A 20,183-nucleotide genomic window follows, 5' to 3' on the forward strand; every position below is an offset into this window, starting at 1 on the left:
GGAGAACGGAGCGGCGCTACGCCGCTCCGCCTCCGCTCAAGCTTGGCTCTGGGCCAGCGCCTGGATGTCTTCAGCCGACAGCCCCAGCTTTTCAGCCAGGACCTGCGCGGTGTGTTCGCCCAGCATGGGCGGCGGACGACGGTACTCGACCGGGCTGTCCGAGAACTTCAGCGGGCTGGACGCCATGGGCACGCGGCCGGCGGCCGGGTGCGGCAGTTCGCGCTTCATGGCGCGCGCCAACACGTGCGGATCTTCGTAGACCTGGTCCAGCGTGTTGATGGGGCCTGCCGGCACGCCCACGGCTTCCAGCGCGGCCAGCCAGTGGTCGCGCGCGCCGGTGGCCATGCGTTCGGTCAGCAGCGGCACCAGCTCCGCGCGGTTCTTCACGCGCTGCGGATTGGTCGAGAAACGCGGGTCCGCCGACAGTTCGGGCAGGCCGATCGCGCCGCAGTAGTTGCGGAACTGGCTGTCGTTGCCGACCGCCACGATCAGATGGCCGTCGGCCGCCGCGAACACCTGGTAGGGCACCAGGTTCTGGTGCGCATTGCCCGCGCGCTTGGGCGCCACGCCCGAGGTCATGAAGTTCAGGTTCTGGTTGGCCAGCATCGAAACCTGGCAATCCAGCAGCGCCATGTCGATGTGCTGCCCCAGGCCGCTGTTGGCGCGTTCCAGCAGCGCGGCCAGGATGCCCACGGTGGAATACATGCCGGTCATCAGGTCGGCCACCGCCACGCCGGCCTTTTGCGGGCCGCCGCCGGGCAGGTCGTCGCGTTCGCCGGTGATGCTCATCAGCCCGCCCATGCCCTGGATCATGAAGTCGTAGCCGGGGCGGCTGGCATACGGGCCCGTCTGGCCGAAGCCGGTGATCGAGCAATAGATCAGGCGCGGGTTGATGGCCTTCAGGCTTTCGTAGTCCAGGCCGTATTTCTTCAGCCCGCCCACCTTGAAGTTCTCGACCAGGATGTCGCTTTGCAGCGCCAGCTCACGCACCAGCTCGGCGCCGCGCGGCGACGCGATGTCCAGCGCCACCGACAGCTTGTTGCGGTTGGCGGACAGGTAATAAGCGGCTTCCGTGGTGTCGTTGCCCGCTTCGTCCTTCAGGTAGGGGGGACCCCAGGCGCGCGTGTCGTCGCCGGCGCCGGGGCGTTCGATCTTGATCACTTCGGCGCCAAGGTCGGCCAGGTTCTGGGTGCACCAGGGGCCCGCCAGTACGCGGGTGAGATCCAGCACGCGTATGCCGGTAAGGGGAGCGGGACGTTGCGACATCAGTGTTCTTTTCGCTAGATGGGAAATGAAAACGTCTGGCTGGCGGCCAGCGCAAGCCAGACTGGAGTCCGTCATGCCAGCGGGCCAGGCCGCCAGCGCGTCATATGGGATATTAGCCGTTCACGCCCCGGGCCGGTCGCCGGCATGGCCGGGCGGCCGGCGCACGGACGCGGGCGCGTACGGCAGGGGTGGCGTGCTGGCACCCGCAGCCGCACGCGCCCCCTGCCGGCTTGGCATCAGGAATGGGCCTTGATCGTTTCGCGGGCGATCACCAACTGCTGGATCTGCGACGTGCCTTCGAAGATGCGGAACAGGCGCACGTCGCGGTAGAAGCGTTCCACCGCATATTCCGACATGTAGCCCGCCCCGCCGTGGATCTGCACGGCGCGGTCGGCGACGCGGCCCACCATTTCAGTCGAGAACAGCTTCGCGCAGGCGGCCTGCATCGTGGTGTTCTCGCCGCGGTCGCGCATGCGGGCGGCATCCAGCACCATGCAACGGGCGGCGTAGAGCTCGGCCTGGCTGTCGGCGATCATGGCCTGGATCAACTGGAACTCGGCGATCGGCTGGCCGAATTGCTTGCGTTCCATCGCGTACTTGACGGCGTCGGACAACAAGCGGTCGGCGATGCCCACGCACAGCGCCGAGATATGCAGGCGGCCCTTGTCCAGCACGCGCATCGACGTGCGAAAGCCATTGCCTTCTTCGCCGCCCAGCAAGGCGCTGGCGGGCACGCGGCAGTTGTCGAACACCACGTCGCTGGTCAGGGCGCCGGCCTGGCCCATTTTCTTGTCGGGCTTGCCGATGCTCAGGCCGGGCGTACCGGCTTCGACCAGAAAGCACGAAATCGAATTGGCGCGGCGCTCGGGCGCGGTGCGCGCCATGACCGAGAACAGGCCGGCAATGGGCGCGTTGGTGATGTAGCGCTTGGTGCCGTTCAGCACATAGCCGTCGCCATCGCGTTCGGCGGACAGGCGCAGCGCCATCGCGTCGGAGCCGGCATCGGGCTCGGTCAGCGCGAAAGAGCCGATCAGTTCGCCGCTGGCCAGCTTGGGGAGGTATCGGGCGCGCTGATCGTCCGTGCCGGCCAGCACGATGGCCTGCGAACCGATGCCGATGTTGGTGCCCGCCAGCGAACGGAACGCGGGCGAAGTCTGGCCCAGTTCGAACACCACGCGCACTTCTTCTTCCATCGTCAGGCCCAGGCCGCCGAACTCCGGCGCGATCGACAGGCCGAAGAGACCCAGTTCACGCATCTCGTTGACGATGTCGGGCGGAACCTGTCCGCTGGTAGCCAGTTCATCTTCGGCGGGGATCAGGCGTTCGTGCACGAAGCGGCGCACGGCGTCCAGCAGCAGGGTCAGGGTTTCGGTGTCAAGGGCCATGATGGGAGTCTCAAGAAGAAGGCGGTGCGGGGATGCGGTATGGGAATTTGATGCGGGATTTGATGTCGGGATCGCGCGGATTGCGGCCGGCAGCGCTCAGGCGCGCATGCCGCCTAGAAGCAGGTCGAAGTAGCCGGCGGCGATGGTTTCCGCGCTATCGCCCTGGCCCGGCTTGTACCAGCGCACCATCCAGTTCAGCATGGACAGCACGGCCCGGCCGGTGGCGGCCACGTCCAGCGTGCGGAACGTGCCGTCCGCCACGCCCTGCGCGATCAGTTCGCGCAGCCGCTTCTCGTAACCATCGCGCAACCGGGCCGCGTCTTCGCGTTCAGGCAGGGCCATGCCGGAATAACCGATCAGCATCGTCACGAATTCGGCGTGGTGGTGTTCAAAGTAGCGGGCGTGGCCGACCATGAACGCGCGCAGCCGGGCGGCGGCGCCCTCGGCGCGGTCGACGTCCTGGCCCACGTTCTGGGTCAGCCCGCTCAACACGCCCAGAATGATGGCGTCGTAGATGTCCTGCTTAGTGGTGTAGTAGTGGTAGATGGCCGCCTTGGACACGCCGATGGCGGCCGCCAGGTCCGACACGGAGCTGCCGTCGTAACCGCTTTGGGCGAAAAGCTTGGCGGCTTCTTCCAGGATGCGTTCGCGCGGGGCCGCCAGCGTGGGGGGCCGGCCGGCGCGAGGGCGTTTCGGGACCGGAGGAGCGGAGGTCGCCATGGCAGCCTTTCAAAGGGGCTGCGCCGCAGGCGGCCAAGGGGCCGGGTGGGCCTCCATTGACAGCGGTTCGGCGCATGCCGTTAAATAAAGATTAATTAATTACCGGACGGTCGGTAGGTAATTATAGGCACATCCGCCTCGGGGACTCAAGCCTGCATGCTGGCGCCCCCATCTGGACTGACCCTGAACACAACGCGACGACGCTATGCCCCACTCTCTCGTGACAGATTTGTATGGCCAGATGTCCCTGCCGGTCATCAGCGCCCCCATGTTCATCGTCTCCAACCCGACGCTGGTGGTTGCCCAGTGCACCAGCGGCATCGTGGGGTCGTTCCCCGCCCTGAACGCCCGCCCGCAAAGCCTGCTGACCGATTGGCTGGACGAAGTGCAGGCCGGCCTGGCCTCGTATCGTGAAGCGAATCCGGGCGCCGCCGTGGCGCCGTTCGCCGTGAACCAGATCATCCACCAGTCCAACGACCGCCTCGAGCAGGACCTGGCCGTTTGCGCCAGCCACCGCGTGCCGCTGATCATCACCAGCCTGCGCGCTCCCGGCGACCTGGTCAAAGGGGTGCACGACTGGGGCGGCAAGGTATTCCACGACGTCACGACGATCCGCCACGCGGAAAAGGCCCTGGAAGCGGGCGTGGACGGGCTGATCCTGGTCTGCGCGGGCGCAGGCGGCCATGCGGGCACGCTGAGCCCCTTCGCGCTGGTGTCCGAAGTGCGCCGTTTCTATGACGGCCCGCTGATCCTGTCGGGCGCCATCACCTCCGGTGCGCACGTGCTGGCCGCGCTGGCCATGGGCGCGGACTTCGCCTATATGGGCACGCGCTTCATCGCCAGCGCGGAAGCCAACGCCAGCGAAGGCTACAAGTCCGCCATCGTCGACGCCAGCGCCTCCGACATCCTGTACACCCCGTTCTTCACCGGCATCCCCGGCAACTACCTGAAGGCCAGCATCGCGGCCGCCGGGCTGGACCCGGCCAACCTGCCGCAGCCCGATAGCGGCGCGTCCAATTTCGGATCGTCGCGGGTCAAACCGTGGAAAGACATCTGGGGCGCGGGCCAGGGCGTGGGCGGCATCGCCAGCGTCGAACCCACGCGCAAGATCGTCGACACGCTGCGCCGCGAGTACGAAGACGCGAAAGCGCAACTGGCAGGCAGGTCCTACGCATGAGCGCGGGCCTGAAAGTCGTCCGCGAGGACGCCGTCCTGACCTTGACCATCGACCGCCAGGACCGCCGCAACGCGCTGGACACGGCCACTTACGCCGCATTGACCGAGCAGATATCGCTGGCCTCGGGCGACCCATCGGTGTCGGCGGTGATCCTGACCGGCGCGGGCGAACACTTCACGGCCGGCAACGACCTGCGCGACTTCCAGGCGGAACGCGGCGCGGGCGACAGCGCCGGCCTGACGTTCCTTCGGGCGCTGACCTCGGCGGACGTGCCGGTGATTGCCGCAGTCGAGGGCTACGCCATCGGCATCGGCGTGACCCTGTTGCAGCATTGCGATTTCGTCCATATCGGCGAAGGCGCCACCTTGCGCATGCCGTTCGTGGCGCTGGGCCTGTGCCCGGAAGGCGCGTCCAGCCTGCTGATGCCCCGTCTGGCGGGCCGGCGGGCCGCTGAATGGCTGTTGCAGGGCAAGGCGTTTTCCGCCCTCGACGCGCACGAGGCCGGCCTGGCGACGTCGGTTGCGCCCAAGGGCCAGGCACTCACGGCGGCGCAAGCCACCGCCGCCGACCTGGCGCGCCAGCCGCCGGCCGCGCTGCGCCTGACCAAAGCCATGATGAAGCGCGCCGACCGGCAGGCCATCCAGGAAACGCTGGACTACGAAGCCCAGCAATTCCGCGCCCGCCTGCAGACCGACGAGGCGCAGGCGGCATTCGCGAAGTTCTTCAAGAAATAGCGGCGCGAAGGTGGGTTGCGCGCGGTAGCCCCGCAGGCGCAACCCATCGACTCAGAACGGCGAGTCGGGCCGGAAATTGGGTGCCCGACGTTCGCGCAGGGATTTGACCCCTTCCTTCACGTCCGGCCCGCCGAATCCCATGAATTCCAGCGCCAGCGACGTGTCGAAGGTGGGACCCGCCATGCGCAGCCAGTTGTTCAGCGAATACTTGGTCCAGCGGATGGCGGTCTGCGAGCCGGCGGCCAGCTTGTTGGCCACCTCGAAGGCGCGGGTGATGAGTTCGGCTTCGTCCACGCACAGCGACACCAGCCCGATCCGCTCGGCTTCCTCGCCGGTGACGGTTTCGCACAGCATCAGGTAGTACTTGGCGCGCGCCATGCCGCACAACAGCGGCCAGACGATGGCGGCGTGGTCGCCCGCCGTCACGCCCAGGCGGGTGTGGCCGTCGATGATGCGCGCGTCGCGCGCCGCGATCGAGATGTCGGCCAGCAGCCCGGCCACCAACCCCGCGCCCACGGCCGCGCCGTGCATGGCGGACACGATAGGCTTGCTGCAGTTGATGATGTTGTAGACCAGGTCGCGGGCTTCGCGCCAGACGCGGGTGCGCACGTCGAAGTCGTCCGCCATCTGCTGCACCAGGTCCAGGTCGCCGCCACCGGAAAAGCCCTTGCCTTCGCCGCGGATCACCACCACCCGGGTGTCGGGGTCAGTGTCGATATCGCGCCAGATATCGGCCAGTTCGCGGTGCATGCGGTCGTCCGCCGTGGACAGCTTGCCCGGCACGCCGCCCTTGGCGCCCATGATCAGTTCCAGCACGCCGTTGGGATGCCGGCGCAGTTTCAGGGACTCGTAGGCCGAATAGTGTTGCAGCGTGATATCAGTCATTGTCTTCTCCGCGTTGTCTTTAGCAATGGGGCAAGCCTGAGGCCGGCGCGTTTTTGCGAACTATAGTGGATACATCGGCGTCCACCCGCCGACAGCCTGAAGGAGCCTCACCCCATGAACACCCCCGCCCCGTCCGCCGGCGCCCCCATCGACCGCGCCAGCCTGCCCGCTCTATTCGCCCCACGGGGTGTGGACACGCACAAAGGCAGTTTCGGCACCGTGGGCGTGGTGGGCGGCGGCCCGGGCATGACGGGCGCGGTGTTGCTTGCGGGCCGCGCCGCGCTGAAGGTGGGCGCCGGCAAGGTGCTGGTCGGCTTCGCCCAGGACGCCGCGCCCCTGGCCTGCGACCCGCTGCAACCCGAACTGATGCTGCGCGACGCCCGGTCGCTGCTGGAGGAAGACTGGGGCATCACGGCCTGGGTCGCCGGCTGCGGCATGGGCACGGGCGCGCTGGCGGCCAACATACTGTCGGAACTGTTCGTGCTACGACATGCAGCCCCGCTGGTGCTGGATGCCGACGGCCTGAACCTGCTGGCCAACGGCGACATCCAGCCCAATTGGGGGCCCGGCCCTGTCGTGCTGACCCCGCATCCCGCCGAAGCTGGCCGCCTCTTGGGGCTGACAGCCGCGCAGGTGCAGGCGGACCGGCGGGGCGCGGCCTGGCAACTGGCGCAACGTTTCAATGCCTGGGTGGTGCTCAAAGGTGCCGGTACCATCGTCTGCTCGCCAGACGGAAGCCGGCGGACCAACACCAGCGGCAACCCCGGCCTGGCCACCGCGGGAACCGGGGACGTATTGGCCGGGATGCTGGGGTCGCTGATCGCCCAGAAGCTGCCGTTCGAGCAAGCGGTGGCCGGCGCTGTCTGGTTGCATGGCGCCGCGGCCGATGCGCTGGTCACGCAGGGGATCGGTCCGATCGGACTGACGGCGGGTGAACTGGCGAACGCCGCGCGCGCCCTGCGCAACGGCGGCTGAGAAGCGCGAACGGAGCCAAAACGGCGCTAAGTCCCCGTGGAATAAACATTTTTACAACATACTAGGGTTTTCCCCTAAAAGGTCGTTGCTTTTAATTTAGGGTTATCCCTATAATGGTTTACCCCAAGACGAAACGGACTGGAGAAGACCATGAGCGAACTGACCTTGAATAGCACTGCCCGCCTGACCGACGCGCTGGAGCGCGACCTGCTCCGCGGCGCTCTCGAGAACCAACCGAATTCCCACCCGCTGACCAACCTGAAGAAGGCTGGCCAAACCGTGATCGCCGCTGTCGCCAGCGTGTTTGCCTTCATCGACGAAGTGAACGAATCGATGAACAAGGCCCGCGCCGCCAGCTCGCGCTTCTCCGGCTCTCAGTGGTAAGACCAGCTGCGCTGGACTGAATCGCGACCGATCTCCCGCGATTCCGCCCGGCGCGCTGCCGTCGCAATGGCCTGCCTGGCCGGTCCAGGCACCCCGTGCGGCGGATTTCGGCGCCCGCCCCTCACCGGCGCCATCGCGCCGCGCCGGCTCCCATTCATGCTGTTGGGAGCCCCCGCGACGCCCTCCTGGCCTTGCTGCCGCCCCCCTGCTCTCGGCGTTTTCCCTAGCGCCCGATTCGCCGTTCTTCATTGACAGCGCGCGAAGCCCCTACCGATAATCGGCCCCTTGCCGTCGTGCCTGGCGCCAAAACACCGTAAGCCCCCCCGGCCGGCACCCGCTGTCCGCCCGGCGCGCCCGGTGGTTCTTCAGGCACGATCCGGTTCGTTATCCATCCGGAGTTGTCACCATGAAGTTGCGCACCACCCTGGCCCTTGTGGCCGCCGCCATCCCCTTGGCAGCCGCCCAAGCCCAGACGCTGAAGATCGGCCTGTCGGCCGAACCCACTTCGGCGGACCCCCACTATCACAAGATGACGCAGAACGACGCGTTCTCCGCGCACGTCTACAGTTCGCTGGTGGGCCGCAGCGCCGACATGAAACTGACGCCCCAGCTGGCCACGTCGTGGAAGAACCTGGACGACCTGACCTGGGAATTCAAGCTGCGCGACGACGTCAAGTTCTCGAATGGCAAGCCGTTCACGTCCGAAGACGTGCTGTTCACGATTTGCCGCACGCTGAACAACGAAACCAACGTGTCGCAGTCCTACATGGACATGACCAAGCGCATCACCGACGTCCAGACGCCGGATGCACACACCGTGATCATCAAGACCGGCGAGCCTTTCCCGCTGATGCCCGCCGAACTGGCCCGTTCGCTGCCCATCGTCTGGAACGGCATCGTCGAGCACGGCAAACTGACGTTCGACCCGAAGAAGGGCTGCGGCGTAACCGGCGCCTGGCCCACGGTGGCCGACTTCAACAACGGCAAGGATGCCATCGGTACCGGCCCGTACACGCTGAAGTCCTACGTCAAGGGCACCGGCATCGAACTGGTCCGCAATGAACAATACTGGGGCGACAAGCCGTACTGGAAGGAAGTGAAGTTCGTGCCGGTGCCGTCCGCCGGCCCGCGCCTGACCGGCCTGTTGTCCGGCGACTTCGACATGATCGAAAACCCGGCCGCCCGCGACCTGCCGCGCCTGAAGGACAACCCGAAGTTCGGCTTCGTGGCCACGCCCTCCACCCGCCTGGTGTTCTTCCAGCCGGACGTGGGCCGCAACCCGAGCCCGTTCGTCAAGACGACCGACGGCAAGAACCCGCTGCAGGACCTGCGCGTGCGCAAGGCTATTTCGATGGCCATCGACCGCAAGACGATCACCGCCCGCATCATGGACGGCATGGCCACCCCGGCTTATCAGTTCATGCCCGACGGCATGTTCGGCGCGCTGCCCAAGGCCCCGGAAATCAAGTACGACCCGGAAGGCGCCAAGAAGCTGCTGGCCGAAGCCGGCTACCCGAACGGCTTTGAAATGACGCTGTCGTCCACCAACGACCGTTACGTCAACGACGGCCAGGTGGCCCAGGCCGTGGCCCAATACCTGGCCCGCGTCGGCATCAAGACCAACGTGGACGCCATGACGGCCTCTATCTACTTCCCCAAGCGCGCCAAGCGCGAGTTCAGCTTCTCGATGGGCGGCTGGCCGGCGGAAACGGGTGAAGCCTCGGCGCTTTTCCAGCTGTGGGTCGCGTCCCTGGATTCGCCCAAGAGCCTGGGCACCAGTAACTACGGCGGCTTCTCCAACGCCGATTTCGACAAGGTGTACAAGCAGGCCATCGTGACGGTGGACGCGCCCAAGCGCGAAAAGCTGCTGCAGGAATCCACCCAGATTGCGCTGGACAATGTGCCGCTGATCCCGCTGCACTTCGAAAGCAGCATCTGGGCCTTCCGCAAGGGCATCACCTACGAAGGCCGCCGCGACCAGTACACGCTGGCCACCTCGGTCACGCCCGACAAGAAGTGATCAGGTCGGTCTGAATGAAAAGCGGCTGCCTTCGGGCAGCCGCTTTTTTATCGCCGGGCCGCAAGGGCGGGCCCGGACGCTTTCCTATGGCCGCATCGCGGGGCCGGCTGCCAGCGCGTGGTCCAGTTCCCGGGACAGCAGCTCGATGAACGCTTCCGCCTTGGGCGGCAGCACCCGCCCCGGCATCACCTGGATCTGCAGCGTTCGTGACTGCAGTTCCGCGTTGGAAATCGGCACCGCCACCAATTCGTCGCGCCGCAGGCTCCATGCCACCGAGATGTATCCGCTGAGCATGATGGCGTCCGTGCCGAACACGAAGCCGTGCAGGGGCGAAGAGTCGTTGCAGGTCAGCACCGGGTCGAGTTGCACCGATTCCAGCGCGCAACCCATTTCGAAGAGCTGCCGCGTGGTGGTGCCCTGGCCGGTCAACGCCAGGGGATAGCGGCCAAGGTCCTGCAGGCTGACGCTGCGGCGGCCGGCCAGGGGATGGTTGGACGCCATCACGGCGTGCACCGGCGCGCGGCGCGAATACCGCACGCTGACCCCGTTGACGCGTTCGGCGATGAACGTCATGCCCAACTCCGCCCCGCCTTCGGCCACGCGGCGGCTGACCTCGGCGGGGGATCCCACGAACAGGTCGAAGCGGATGTTCGGCCGTTCCTGGTGGAAGCGCGCCATCACCGAAGGCACGAAAATGCGCGCCACGCCCTCGACCGCGGCCACCCGGATCTCGTTGCGCGCCGTGCCCTTGGCAGCCGCGATCTCCTGCAGGACCGATTCGGCCTCCAGCATGGTGCGCCGGGCGTGCGCCAGCAGCAGCTTGCCCGCCTGGCTCAGCACCATGCCCCGGGCGGCGCGCTCGAAAAGCGGCGCGCCCGCCTCCTCTTCCAGTTTGGCGATCTGACGGCTGATCGCCGACACCGCCACATGCAGGCGCTCGGAGGCGCCGCTCAGGCTGCCCGCTTGGGCGACCTCCAGAAAGTACTTCAAGGCGATTCCGTGCATGTTCAGCCCCGTTGCCAACCGCAGACCTTTGCCTTTTCAGCAAAGCTGCCGATAAATATTCTAATTGTAGAGAAAGCTGCCAAACTCCTAGAATTCGCGGGGACCGCATCGCACCGATGCGCGAATGAAGCTCGCCTGGCCCCAACCCCTATACAATCCCCTCGCTTCATCGGAGTTCCCATGCCCACGTCCTCATCCGCGCCCCGTCCGCGTCCTTTCCTGCTTGCCTGTCCCGACCTGTCAGCCGAACGCCTGGGCAATACGGATACCCCGGGCGTCTGGCATTTCGATTCGGGCGTGCCGGGCAAGCGCGTCATGCTGAGCGCACTGATCCACGGCAACGAGCTATGCGGCGCCTGGGCACTGAAGGAAGCGTTGGCCGCCGGCCTGCGGCCGCGACGCGGATCGCTGACGCTGGCGTTCTGCAACCTGGCCGCGTTCGACCGCTTCGACACCGCCAACTATGCCCCCGCGCGCTTTGTCGACGAAGACATGAACCGCGTCTGGAGCGATGACAAGCTGGCCCTGCCGATCAGCCAGGAACGCCGCCGCGCCGCGGAAATCCGCCCCTGGGTGGAACAGGCCGACTGGCTGCTGGACTTCCATTCCATGAGCAATTCCGACGTGCCGTTGCAGCTGACCGGCATGGAGCAGCGCAATATCGACCTGGCGCTTGCGCTGGGCAACCCCGCCACCCTCATCGCCGACGCCGGCCATGCCGCGGGCGTGCGCATGCGCGACTACGGCCGCTTCGGCGAAGCCGGCGACAACGGCACCCGTTCCCTGTTGATCGAATGCGGCTTCCATGGCGCGCCCGAGGCGCGCGGCGTGGCCGTCGACCAGATGGCGCGCTTTCTGCTGAAGGCGGGCACGGTCGACGCCGCGGATATCCCGGCCGGGTGGGTCGCGCCCGGCGCCCCCGCACAGCGCGCGCTACGCGTGACGCACGCGGTCGCCGCCAAGAGCGCCGACTTCCGTTTCGCGGAGCCCTGGAAGGGCCTGGAAACACTGGCCGCCGCCGGCACCGTGATCGGCTGGTCCGAGGGCGAAGCCGTCACCACCCCCTACGACAACTGCGTGCTGATCATGCCGTCCACCGCGAACCTGCGGCCCGGCGTGACGGTCGTCCGTCTGGCCCAGCCTATCGCCTGAACCGCAGCCCTGATTCAACACGAGAGCAGCGCCCGCCAAAGAGGCGCCTTTCAGCACGACCGGCACTACCCATAACAATTAGGGAAAAAACATGTCAGCCCAGGTATTCACCCGCAGCGCATTGCTGGCCTGTACGCTTGCCGCCTGTACGGCGGCCGTCCAGGCCCAGACCCCGCCTTCCACCCTGAAGATCGGCCTGTCGTCCGAGCCCACGTCGATGGACCCGCACTACCACCAGGCCACGCCGAACGACGCGATGACCTCGCACATGTTCGAGACGCTGGTGGGGCAGGACGCCAAGATGAACCTGATTCCGCGGCTGGCCACAGCCTGGAAGGCGGTCGACGACACCACCTGGGAATTCAAGCTGCGCGACGGCGTGAAGTTCGCAAACGGGCAGCCCTTCACGGCGCAGGACGTGATCTTTACGTTCTGCCGCGTGATGAACAACGAGCAGTCCATCGGCGGCTCATACCCGGCCGTCGTCCAGAAGTTTGCCGATGTCGCGGCGCGCGACGGCAATACGCTGGTCATCAAGACGCACAAGCCCTACCCGCTCTTGCCCAACGACCTGACCCGCACCGCCATGCTGTGGAGCGGCATTGTCGAACACGGCCCCATTACGTTCGACCTGAAGAACAAGTGCGGCGTGACGGGTCCCTGGCCGACGGTGGCCGACTTCAACGGCGGCCGCGACGTGATCGGCACCGGCCCCTACACGCTGACGTCCTACGTGAAAGGCACCGCCATCGAACTGTCCCGCAACGACGGCTACTGGGGCGACAAGCCGGCCTGGCCGGCCGTCAAGCTGGTGCCGGTGCCCGCCGCGGGCCCGCGCCTGACGGGCCTGTTGGCCGGCGATTTCGACCTGATCGAGAACCCCGCCGCGCGCGACGTGAAGCGCATTTCGGAAACCCCGGGCTTCGGCTACGTGATCACGCCATCCGTGCGCGTGGTGTATTTCCAGTTCGACGTGGCCCGCAGCCCCAGCCCGACGGTCAAGGCCGCCGACGGCAAGAATCCCTTGCAGGACGTACGCGTGCGCCGCGCCATCTCGATGGCCATCGATCGCAAGACCATCGCCGCCCGCATCATGGACGGCGCCGCCACGCCCGCCAACCAGTTCCTGCCCGACGGCATGTTCGGCACCTTGCCCCACCCGCCCGAACTGAAGTACGACCCGGAGGGCGCCAAGAAGCTGCTGGCCGAGGCCGGCTATCCCAATGGCTTCGAACTGGCCGTTTCGTCCACCAACGACCGCTACATCAACGACGCCCAGATCTCGCAGGCCGTCGCGCAGTACCTGTCGCGGGTGGGCATCAAGACGACGGTGGACGCCATGACGCGTTCGGTGTATTTCCCCAAGCGCGCCAAACGCGAATTCAGCTTCGCGATGGGCGGCTGGTCGTCCGAGACCGGCGAGGCCTCGTCTTTCCTACAATACTGGGTTACCCGGTTCGACAAGGCGCAGGGCCTGGGCACCAGCAACTACGGTGGTTACGACAACCCCGAGTTCGACGGCGTGTTCAAGCGCGCGCTGGTGACGGTGGATCCGGCCGAGCGGGAAAAGCTGCTGCAACAGTCCCTGACCCTTGCACTGGCCGACCTGCCCAGCATCCCCCTGCACTTCGAAAGCAGTATCTGGGCGTTCAAGAAGGGACTGGCCTACGAAGGCCGGGCCGATCAGTACACCCTGGCCATGTCGGCCAAGCCCGCCAAGTAACACGCGGCGCCCGCAACCCCTGAGCCCACCAAGGAAATTATCACGTGGCCTTGTTCATCCTACGCAGACTGATCCAGAGTCTGTTCGTGCTGCTGGCCGTATCGGTCGTCGTCTTCTTCGCGGTGTACGCCGTGGGAGACCCGATCGAACTGCTGGTCAGCCCCGAAGCCAGCCAGGCCGCCCGCGAGGCGATGATCGCCCGCCTGGGCCTGGACCTGCCCGTGTGGCAGCAGTACACCGGGTTCCTGTGGCGCGCGCTGCACGGCGACCTGGGCACCTCCTTCGTGCACGGCATTCCCGCTGTCGAACTGATCGTGCAACGCATCCCCGCCACGTTCGAACTCGTCTTCGTGGCCATCATGCTGACCTGTGTGATCGGCATCCCGCTGGGGCTGGTCGCCGGCCTGTACCGCGACGACTACCTGGGCCGCGGCATCATGGCGTCGTCCGTGCTGGGCTTTTCGCTGCCGAACTTCTGGCAGGGCATGATGCTGATCCTGCTGTTCGCCGTCTGGCTGGGCTGGCTGCCGGCCACCGGGCGCGGCGACACCGTTACCGTGCTGGGCGTGCGTCTGTCCATCCTGACCGCCGACGGCTGGTCGCACCTGATCATGCCGGCCATCAACCTGGCGCTGGCGAACATCGCGCTGGTGCTGCGCCTGACCGCCTCCGGCGTGGTCGAGGCCCGCAGCCAGGACTACGTGAAGTTCGCGCGCGCCAAGGGCGTGAAACCGGGCCGCATCGTGCGCCGCCACATCCTGCGCAACATCCTGATCCCGGTCGTGACCGTGATCGGCATGGAATTCGGCAGCCTGATCGCCTACTCCACCATCACCGAAACCGTGTTCGCGTGGCCGGGCATGGGCAAGCTGCTGATCGACAGCGTCTACCAGCTGGACCGCCCCGTGGTGGTCGCGTACGTGATGCTGGTCACCCTGATCTTCGTGGTCATCAACCTGGTTGTGGACATCCTGTACGCCGCGCTCGACCCGCGCGTGCAGCTCGTGACCCCCGCTCAATAATCCGCCATGGCTAACTCTCCCAATCCCGGCCGCACCCGCACCGTCCAGCCTCTGGCTGAGACGCCGCAACGCGCCTCCATCCTGAAGAAACTGCGCGCGCGCCCAACGGTGCGCGGCTCCGCGATCGCGCTGGCCATCCTGGTGGTCCTGGTGATCTTCGCCCCTTACTTCGCGCCGCAGAACCCGTATGACCTGGCCAACCTGTCGCTGATGGACGGCCGCCTGGCGCCGCGCCAGGCGCTGATGGACGGCAGCATCGCCTGGCTCGGCACCGACGACCAGGGCCGCGACATGCTCAGCGCCATCCTGTATGGCCTGCGCATCAGCCTGATGGTGGGCCTGTCCGCCGTCGTGCTGGCCACCGCCGTCGGCGGCGCGGTCGGTCTGGTCGCCGCCTATGTCGGCGGCCTGGTCGATACCGTGCTGATGCGCATCGTCGACTTCATCCTGGGTTTCCCGACCATCCTGGTAGCGCTGGTGCTGCTGGTGGTGCTGGGCCGCGGGGTCGACAAGGTGATCCTGGCGCTGGTGCTGGTGCAATGGGGCCACTACGCCCGCATCATGCGCAGCCGCGCGCTGCAGGAACGCCGCAAGGAATACGTGGAAGCCGCCGCCAACCTGGGGTACCCGGCCTGGCGCATCATGGTCTACCACCTGCTGCCCAACTGCCTGGGCCCCGTCATGGTGTTCGCCACCATCCAGATCGCCACCGCGATCGCGCTGGAAGCGACGCTTTCCTTCCTGGGGGTCGGCGTGCCGATCACCGAGCCGTCGCTGGGCCTGTTGATCTCCAACGGTTTCCAATACCTGTTGTCGGGCGACTACTGGATCAGCCTGTTCCCGGGCATCGCCCTGCTGGTCCTGATCCTTTCCATCAACATCGTGGGCGACCGTCTGCGTGAAAGCCTGGACCCCAAACGATGACGCCCACCCCCGAAGCGCTACGCGCTTCCCCCTCAAGGGGGCATGCCTGCGGACCGGCAAAGCCGGCTCCGCGGCATCCCGATCGGGCGGCGCCCGTTGCACGCGCTGCCAGTGGCGCAATGGACAACTGAAATGAGCGAAATCCTTCTTGATGTGCGCGGACTGCGCACCGCATTCCATACCGAGGCCGGCGCGTATCTGGCGGTCGACGGCGTCGACCTGACGGTGCGCCGCGGCGAGATCGTCGGCCTGGTCGGCGAATCGGGTTCCGGCAAATCCGTCACGGGCTTCTCGCTGCTGGGCCTGATCGACCCGCCCGGGGAAGTCGTGGACGGCGAAGTGAAGTTCAAGGGCACCGACCTGCGCAAGCTCACGGAAGAGCAGATGCGCCAGTTGCGCGGCAACCGCATCGCCATGATCTTCCAGGACCCGCTGATGACGCTGAACCCGGTGCTGCGCATCGGCGAGCAGATGATGGAAGCCATCCTGACGCACGAGAACGTGTCGCGCGCGCAAGCGGAAGAACGCTGCCGCGAGGCGCTGGCCATGGTCGGCATCCCGTCGCCGGAAAAGCGCCTGAAGAGCTACCCGCACGAGTTCTCGGGCGGCATGCGCCAGCGCGTGGCGATCGCGATCGCGATGCTGAACAAGCCCGACCTGATCATCTGCGACGAGCCCACCACCGCGCTGGACGTCACCATCCAGGGCCAGATCCTCTACCGCATGCAGGAGATCTGCCGCGAGCACAACACCGCACTGATCTGGATCACCCATGACCTGGGCGTGGTGGCCGAACTGGCCGACCGCGTGGCGGTGATGTATGCCGGCCGTATCGTTGAAAGCGGCCCGGTCGAGCAAGTGCTGGAATCGCCGCGCCACCCCTACACCAAGGGCCTGCTGGATTCGATGCCCGGCGCCACCCAGCCCGGCGCGCGCCTGCACCAGATCAACGGCATGGCGCCCAGCCTGGCCGGCCGCCCGTCGGGCTGTGCGTTCCGCCCACGCTGCACCCGGGTGATCCCGCGGTGCACCGAACAAGCCCCCACCGTTACCACCGAAGGTCCGCGCAGCTACCGCTGTTACGTGCCGATAGCCCGCGAGGCACAAGAAGCATGAGCCAAGCCGATACCCCCGTCATCGAGCTCAAGAACGTCCACAAGCGCTTCGAGCAACGTCCCGACCTGGCCCAACGCATCCTGGCCCTGACCGGCCGTCCCATCGACCGCCGCACCGTGTATGCCGTCAACGGCGTGGACCTGTCCATCAAGCGCGGCGAAGTCGTCGGGCTGGTGGGCGAGTCCGGCTGCGGCAAGTCCACGCTGGGCCGCGTCGTGGCCGGCCTGCACCGCCAGAGCGAAGGCGAGCTGCTGTACCAGGGCCAGGACGCCGTGCGCCTGCGCGGCGCTGAAAAATTGGCCTACACGCTGGGCGTGCAGATGATCTTCCAGGACCCGCAGGCGTCCTTGAACCCGCGTCAGCGCCTGCGCCAGATCCTGGGCGAATCGCTCAAGGTCCACAAGCTGGCCCCGCCGGCCGAGATTCCCGGCCGCATCGACCAGGCCCTGAAGGAAGTGGGCCTGGACGCCGAATACCGCGACCGTTTCCCGCACCAGATCTCGGGCGGCCAGCGCCAGCGCATCGGCATCGCCCGCGCGCTGATGGTGGCGCCCAAGTTCCTGGTCTGCGACGAACCGGTCGCCGCGCTGGACGTGTCGATCCAGGCGCAGGTGATCAACCTGTTCATGGATCTGCGTGAGCAGCACGGCTTCACCTACCTGTTCATCAGCCACGACCTGGGCGTGGTCAAGCACATCTCGGACCGCGTCGCGATCATGTACCTGGGCAAGATCGTGGAGATCTCCACGTCGGCCGAGATCTTCGCGCGCGCCAACCACCCCTACACCCAGGCCCTGATGGCCGAAGTGCCGGACGTGGCCCGCCGCGGCCGCAAGTTCACGCCGATCAAGGGTGAGATCCCGTCGCCGCTGAATCCCCCGCCGGGCTGCACGTTCAACCCCCGTTGCCCCCACGCCATGCCGCGTTGCCGCGAGCAGGCGCCGGTCCTGAAAGAAATCTCGGCGGGCCATTGGTCGGCCTGTCACCTGAATGAAGCGAGCGCCTGATGAAACCCTCCGACATGTCCAACGTGGACCGCATCGCCATCGAAATGGGCCATGCGGGCCGCAACGCCATCCTGTACGTGGATGAAGACCGCAATTCCGATCGCCCCTTCAAGCTGCAGACGTACCGCCCGTACGGCTACACGCCCGACCGCCCGGTCGTCATCGTGCAGCACGGCGTGCTGCGCAACGGCGACGAATACCGCGACTTCTGGGTCGAGGCCGCCGACAAGCACAAGCTGCTGATCGTGGCGCTGACGTTCTCCAACGAGATCTGGCCCGGCGTCGAAAGCTACAACAACGGTCGCGTGTTCTCGGCCGGCGGCAATCCGCGCCACATCGACGGCTGGACCTACGCGCTGGTCGGCAATGTAATCCGCGACATGATCGACGGCGAAATCACCGACGGCCAGAACATCTACCTGTTCGGCCATTCGGCCGGCGGCCAGTTCGTGCACCGCCTGATGAGCAGCCAGTCGCATGCGCCGTTCAAAGCCGTCGCGGCCGGCAATCCGGGCTGGTACACGCTGCCCACCTTCGACCTCCCGTTCCCGGAAGGCATGGACGGCGTCGGCCTGACCGAAGAACATCTGGTCAAGCTGCTGGCCTACCCGATGACCATCCTGGCGGGCGACCAGGACATCGCGACCGACGACCCCAACCTGCCGTCCGAGCCGGCCGCCATGCGCCAGGGCCCGCACCGCTTTGCGCGTGCGCAGAACTACTACGAGTTCGGCAAGAAAGAAGCGGAACGCCGCGGCGTGCCGTTCGGCTGGACCCTGCAAGTGGTGCCCGGCATCGGCCACGACGGCCGTGCCATGTCGGCCGTGTGCGCCAGCCTGTGGTTCGACGGCAAGATGCCGGATGCCGCCGAACTGGCCCGCCTGGCTGGCCAGCAGGTCGCCTGACCGCTTTCCCCCATTCCCGTTGCTGATTACCGATACCGCCATGTCCAACACTCAGAGCACTGAACAGATCGTCGCCGGCATCCAAAGCTGGCTGCAATGCGAATCGCCGTCGAACTTTCCGGAAGGCATCGCCGCGATGGCGCGCATCATCGCCGACTACGCGGCCGCCGCCGGCCTGACGGTGGAACTGTCGTCGCTGGGCCCCACCACGGGCCCGCTGCTGTACGCCACCAACCGCGCCCCCGGCGACACCCGCCCCGGCATCCTGATCCTGGCGCACATGGACACGGTGCATCCGGTCGGCACGCTGCTGGAGAACCCGGTGCGCATCGACGGCGACCGCCTCTACGGCCCCGGCAGCTATGACATGAAGGCCGGCATCTACCTGGCGCTGACGGCATTGGCCGGCGTGGCGCGCCCGGGCGCGACGCAGCTGCCCGTGGACTTCCTGGTGGTGCCCGACGAAGAAACCGGCAGCCACGCCTCCCGCGTGCACATCGAACGCTTCGCCGCCAACGCCAAGTACGCGCTGGTCTGCGAACCTGCCCGTCCCAACGGCGGCAAGTGCGTGACCGCGCGCAAAGGCACGGGCATGCTGAACCTGAACGTCAAGGGCCGTCCGGCCCACGCCGGCATGCAGCACGAAAAGGGCCGCAGCGCGATCCGCGAAATGGCGCACCAGGTGCTGGCGCTGGAAGCGATGACCGACTACGACCGCGGCATCACGGTCAGCGTCGGCACGATCGCCGGCGGCACCGTCACCAACACGGTGCCGGCCCTGTGCCGTTGCGTGGTGGATTTCCGCGTGCCGGACATGGGGGCCGCGGAAGACGTGCTGCGCCGCATGCGCGAGCTGTGCGCGGTGGGTCCCGATGTGGAACTGGACATCAACGTGGAACTGAACCGTCCGCCGATGGTGAAGACAGAAGCCGCGGCAGACCTGCTGGCACTGGTGCAAGGCTACGCGGACCGGGCAGGCTTCCTGCTGGAAGACGCCCCGATGACCGGCGGCGGCAGCGACGCGAACTTCACGTCGGCGATGGGGATTCCGACGTTGGACGGTCTGGGCGCCGACGGCGACGGAGCGCATACGTTGAATGAATACATCCTGGTGTCGACGTTGGAACAGCGGTTGAAGTTTTGGGAATTGTTGCTTCGGGAATTGGCGTAGTTTTTTTGCGTTGATAGTTCTTTAGACGCCCGTCACGGCGGTCCCGCGGGGCGTGCGGGTCAACGATTGCGGTCCGGAGCCTTCGCTCCGGACGTTCCCGTCGTCATCTTCGTTGCCGCCTGCGGCGGCGGCCTTCAGATTCCCTCGGGCTTATCGACTCCCCGCACGCCCCGCGGGACCGCCGCGACGGGCTCTGGCGGCGGCAATCTCACCGTCGCTGGGGAGAACCGTGTGCTTGCGTTCTCGCCAACAATTTTGAGTGGTGGAGGATCTTGCGGGGCCCGCTCCCGGCCGGCCGCGCGGGCGGCCTCGGGGAGCTTACGCATCGTCTTGCGTCGTCATGGCGTTGGCTTCGCGTGTGGGTGCGTTGTGCGGTTTCTTTTCGAGGTTGGTTCCAGTTCGAAGAATCTCGCGCGAGCGGCCTGAGGGAATGGACGTCCTAATGTCGTTGATCTACGACTCACGATCAGCTAGCAAGAAGAACGACCGCGCCGAAGCGCATCGACAGTCTCCCTATTAGACGGGTGGCGCGCGCGCAGGTCTGGCGACGCAAACCGCCATCTGCCGCGCGCCACCCGTCACTCCGCCCTACCCCGTGACTGCGGGGATCAT

General features: G+C 66.7%; 18 protein-coding genes. 13 read left to right on the plus strand and 5 right to left on the minus strand.

Translation table 11 applies throughout. The features are described 5' to 3' along the window. Positions 1 to 36: 36 nt before the first annotated feature. The 3 genes from HG262_RS13450 to HG262_RS13460 all read right to left on the minus strand — a co-directional run bounded on the left by HG262_RS13450 (position 37) and on the right by HG262_RS13460 (position 3,371). Positions 37 to 1,266 carry a CaiB/BaiF CoA-transferase family protein gene (locus HG262_RS13450; protein ID WP_169271500.1) on the minus strand — a complete coding sequence of 410 codons (1,230 nt, stop codon included), beginning with the start codon at positions 1,264 to 1,266 and terminating at the stop codon, positions 37 to 39. A gap of 236 nt (positions 1,267 to 1,502) precedes the next feature. Further along, positions 1,503 to 2,651 (minus strand): acyl-CoA dehydrogenase family protein, encoded by a 1,149-nt coding sequence (locus tag HG262_RS13455; protein WP_169271501.1) that lies wholly within the window; start codon positions 2,649 to 2,651, stop codon positions 1,503 to 1,505. A gap of 96 nt (positions 2,652 to 2,747) precedes the next feature. After that, positions 2,748 to 3,371 (minus strand): TetR/AcrR family transcriptional regulator, encoded by a 624-nt coding sequence (locus HG262_RS13460; RefSeq protein WP_169271502.1) that lies wholly within the window; start codon positions 3,369 to 3,371, stop codon positions 2,748 to 2,750. 205 nt (positions 3,372 to 3,576) lie between these two features. Here HG262_RS13460 and HG262_RS13465 point away from each other — a divergent pair, with 205 nt between their 5' ends. Next, the gene (locus HG262_RS13465) at positions 3,577 to 4,548 is read left to right on the plus strand and encodes a nitronate monooxygenase family protein (RefSeq protein ID WP_169271503.1); all 972 of its coding nucleotides are present in this window, start codon (positions 3,577 to 3,579) and stop codon (positions 4,546 to 4,548) included. Continuing rightward, positions 4,545 to 5,282: an enoyl-CoA hydratase-related protein gene (locus HG262_RS13470; protein WP_169271504.1), complete on the plus strand. Its 738-nt coding sequence runs from the start codon at positions 4,545 to 4,547 to the stop codon at positions 5,280 to 5,282. The genes HG262_RS13465 and HG262_RS13470 overlap by 4 nt, the downstream gene beginning before the upstream one ends. 51 nt (positions 5,283 to 5,333) lie before the next feature. Here the strand turns inward: HG262_RS13470 and HG262_RS13475 are convergent, their stop codons facing one another. Beyond that, on the minus strand, positions 5,334 to 6,167 hold the full coding sequence (locus tag HG262_RS13475) for an enoyl-CoA hydratase/isomerase family protein (protein WP_169271505.1): 834 nt from the start codon (positions 6,165 to 6,167) through the stop codon (positions 5,334 to 5,336). A 114-nt stretch (positions 6,168 to 6,281) separates the two neighbouring features. Between HG262_RS13475 and HG262_RS13480 the strand changes: the two genes are divergently transcribed. The 3 genes from HG262_RS13480 (at position 6,282) to HG262_RS13490 (ending at position 9,546) form a co-directional block, all read left to right on the plus strand. Beyond that, entirely contained in the window at positions 6,282 to 7,142 is an 861-nt protein-coding gene (locus tag HG262_RS13480; RefSeq protein ID WP_169271506.1) for an NAD(P)H-hydrate dehydratase, read from the plus strand. A 150-nt stretch (positions 7,143 to 7,292) separates the two neighbouring features. Then, positions 7,293 to 7,526 carry a hypothetical protein gene (locus tag HG262_RS13485; RefSeq protein WP_169271507.1) on the plus strand — a complete coding sequence of 78 codons (234 nt, stop codon included), beginning with the start codon at positions 7,293 to 7,295 and terminating at the stop codon, positions 7,524 to 7,526. A gap of 406 nt (positions 7,527 to 7,932) precedes the next feature. Next, positions 7,933 to 9,546 carry an ABC transporter substrate-binding protein gene (locus HG262_RS13490; RefSeq protein ID WP_169271508.1) on the plus strand — a complete coding sequence of 538 codons (1,614 nt, stop codon included), beginning with the start codon at positions 7,933 to 7,935 and terminating at the stop codon, positions 9,544 to 9,546. 84 nt (positions 9,547 to 9,630) lie between these two features. Here HG262_RS13490 and HG262_RS13495 read toward each other — a convergent pair whose 3' ends face one another. Beyond that, on the minus strand, positions 9,631 to 10,551 hold the full coding sequence (locus tag HG262_RS13495) for a LysR family transcriptional regulator (protein ID WP_169271509.1): 921 nt from the start codon (positions 10,549 to 10,551) through the stop codon (positions 9,631 to 9,633). 180 nt (positions 10,552 to 10,731) lie between these two features. Here HG262_RS13495 and HG262_RS13500 point away from each other — a divergent pair, with 180 nt between their 5' ends. The 8 genes from HG262_RS13500 (at position 10,732) to HG262_RS13535 (ending at position 19,571) form a co-directional block, all read left to right on the plus strand. Further along, a complete protein-coding gene (locus tag HG262_RS13500) occupies positions 10,732 to 11,703 on the plus strand; it encodes a succinylglutamate desuccinylase/aspartoacylase family protein (protein WP_169271510.1) in 972 nt (323 codons plus the stop codon). A gap of 91 nt (positions 11,704 to 11,794) precedes the next feature. After that, positions 11,795 to 13,426 carry an ABC transporter substrate-binding protein gene (locus tag HG262_RS13505; RefSeq protein ID WP_169271511.1) on the plus strand — a complete coding sequence of 544 codons (1,632 nt, stop codon included), beginning with the start codon at positions 11,795 to 11,797 and terminating at the stop codon, positions 13,424 to 13,426. A 44-nt stretch (positions 13,427 to 13,470) separates the two neighbouring features. Further along, complete coding sequence (locus HG262_RS13510; RefSeq protein WP_169271512.1) at positions 13,471 to 14,448, plus strand: ABC transporter permease; 978 nt, start codon at positions 13,471 to 13,473, stop codon at positions 14,446 to 14,448. 6 nt (positions 14,449 to 14,454) lie between these two features. Continuing rightward, complete coding sequence (locus HG262_RS13515; protein WP_169271513.1) at positions 14,455 to 15,372, plus strand: ABC transporter permease; 918 nt, start codon at positions 14,455 to 14,457, stop codon at positions 15,370 to 15,372. A 132-nt stretch (positions 15,373 to 15,504) separates the two neighbouring features. After that, positions 15,505 to 16,488 carry an ABC transporter ATP-binding protein gene (locus HG262_RS13520; RefSeq protein WP_169271514.1) on the plus strand — a complete coding sequence of 328 codons (984 nt, stop codon included), beginning with the start codon at positions 15,505 to 15,507 and terminating at the stop codon, positions 16,486 to 16,488. Continuing rightward, entirely contained in the window at positions 16,485 to 17,495 is a 1,011-nt protein-coding gene (locus HG262_RS13525; RefSeq protein WP_169271515.1) for an oligopeptide/dipeptide ABC transporter ATP-binding protein, read from the plus strand. Before HG262_RS13520 ends, HG262_RS13525 begins: the two co-directional genes overlap by 4 nt. Further along, positions 17,495 to 18,400: an alpha/beta hydrolase gene (locus tag HG262_RS13530; RefSeq protein WP_169271516.1), complete on the plus strand. Its 906-nt coding sequence runs from the start codon at positions 17,495 to 17,497 to the stop codon at positions 18,398 to 18,400. Before HG262_RS13525 ends, HG262_RS13530 begins: the two co-directional genes overlap by 1 nt. Before the next feature lie 40 nt (positions 18,401 to 18,440). Beyond that, the gene (locus HG262_RS13535) at positions 18,441 to 19,571 is read left to right on the plus strand and encodes a M20 family metallopeptidase (protein WP_169271517.1); all 1,131 of its coding nucleotides are present in this window, start codon (positions 18,441 to 18,443) and stop codon (positions 19,569 to 19,571) included. Positions 19,572 to 20,183 lie beyond the last annotated feature (612 nt).

Origin of the sequence: Achromobacter sp. Bel (assembly GCF_012928505.1) — a bacterium.
Lineage (GTDB): Bacteria > Pseudomonadota > Gammaproteobacteria > Burkholderiales > Burkholderiaceae_B > Achromobacter.

Bases quoted from the DNA above. Each gene is read 5' to 3' on its own strand.
- HG262_RS13535 (WP_169271517.1), top strand. From the start codon at position 18,441: ATGTCCAACACTCAGAGCACTGAACAGATCGTCGCCGGCATCCAAAGC.
- HG262_RS13480 (WP_169271506.1), top strand. From the start codon at position 6,282: ATGAACACCCCCGCCCCGTCCGCCGGCGCCCCCATCGACCGCGCCAGC.
- HG262_RS13485 (WP_169271507.1), top strand. From the start codon at position 7,293: ATGAGCGAACTGACCTTGAATAGCACTGCCCGCCTGACCGACGCGCTG.
- HG262_RS13460 (WP_169271502.1), bottom strand. From the start codon at position 3,371: ATGGCGACCTCCGCTCCTCCGGTCCCGAAACGCCCTCGCGCCGGCCGG.
- HG262_RS13470 (WP_169271504.1), top strand. From the start codon at position 4,545: ATGAGCGCGGGCCTGAAAGTCGTCCGCGAGGACGCCGTCCTGACCTTG.
- HG262_RS13455 (WP_169271501.1), bottom strand. From the start codon at position 2,651: ATGGCCCTTGACACCGAAACCCTGACCCTGCTGCTGGACGCCGTGCGC.
- HG262_RS13530 (WP_169271516.1), top strand. From the start codon at position 17,495: ATGAAACCCTCCGACATGTCCAACGTGGACCGCATCGCCATCGAAATG.
- HG262_RS13450 (WP_169271500.1), bottom strand. From the start codon at position 1,266: ATGTCGCAACGTCCCGCTCCCCTTACCGGCATACGCGTGCTGGATCTC.
- HG262_RS13505 (WP_169271511.1), top strand. From the start codon at position 11,795: ATGTCAGCCCAGGTATTCACCCGCAGCGCATTGCTGGCCTGTACGCTT.
- HG262_RS13465 (WP_169271503.1), top strand. From the start codon at position 3,577: ATGCCCCACTCTCTCGTGACAGATTTGTATGGCCAGATGTCCCTGCCG.
- HG262_RS13475 (WP_169271505.1), bottom strand. From the start codon at position 6,167: ATGACTGATATCACGCTGCAACACTATTCGGCCTACGAGTCCCTGAAA.
- HG262_RS13500 (WP_169271510.1), top strand. From the start codon at position 10,732: ATGCCCACGTCCTCATCCGCGCCCCGTCCGCGTCCTTTCCTGCTTGCC.
- HG262_RS13520 (WP_169271514.1), top strand. From the start codon at position 15,505: ATGAGCGAAATCCTTCTTGATGTGCGCGGACTGCGCACCGCATTCCAT.
- HG262_RS13495 (WP_169271509.1), bottom strand. From the start codon at position 10,551: ATGCACGGAATCGCCTTGAAGTACTTTCTGGAGGTCGCCCAAGCGGGC.
- HG262_RS13525 (WP_169271515.1), top strand. From the start codon at position 16,485: ATGAGCCAAGCCGATACCCCCGTCATCGAGCTCAAGAACGTCCACAAG.
- HG262_RS13515 (WP_169271513.1), top strand. From the start codon at position 14,455: ATGGCTAACTCTCCCAATCCCGGCCGCACCCGCACCGTCCAGCCTCTG.
- HG262_RS13490 (WP_169271508.1), top strand. From the start codon at position 7,933: ATGAAGTTGCGCACCACCCTGGCCCTTGTGGCCGCCGCCATCCCCTTG.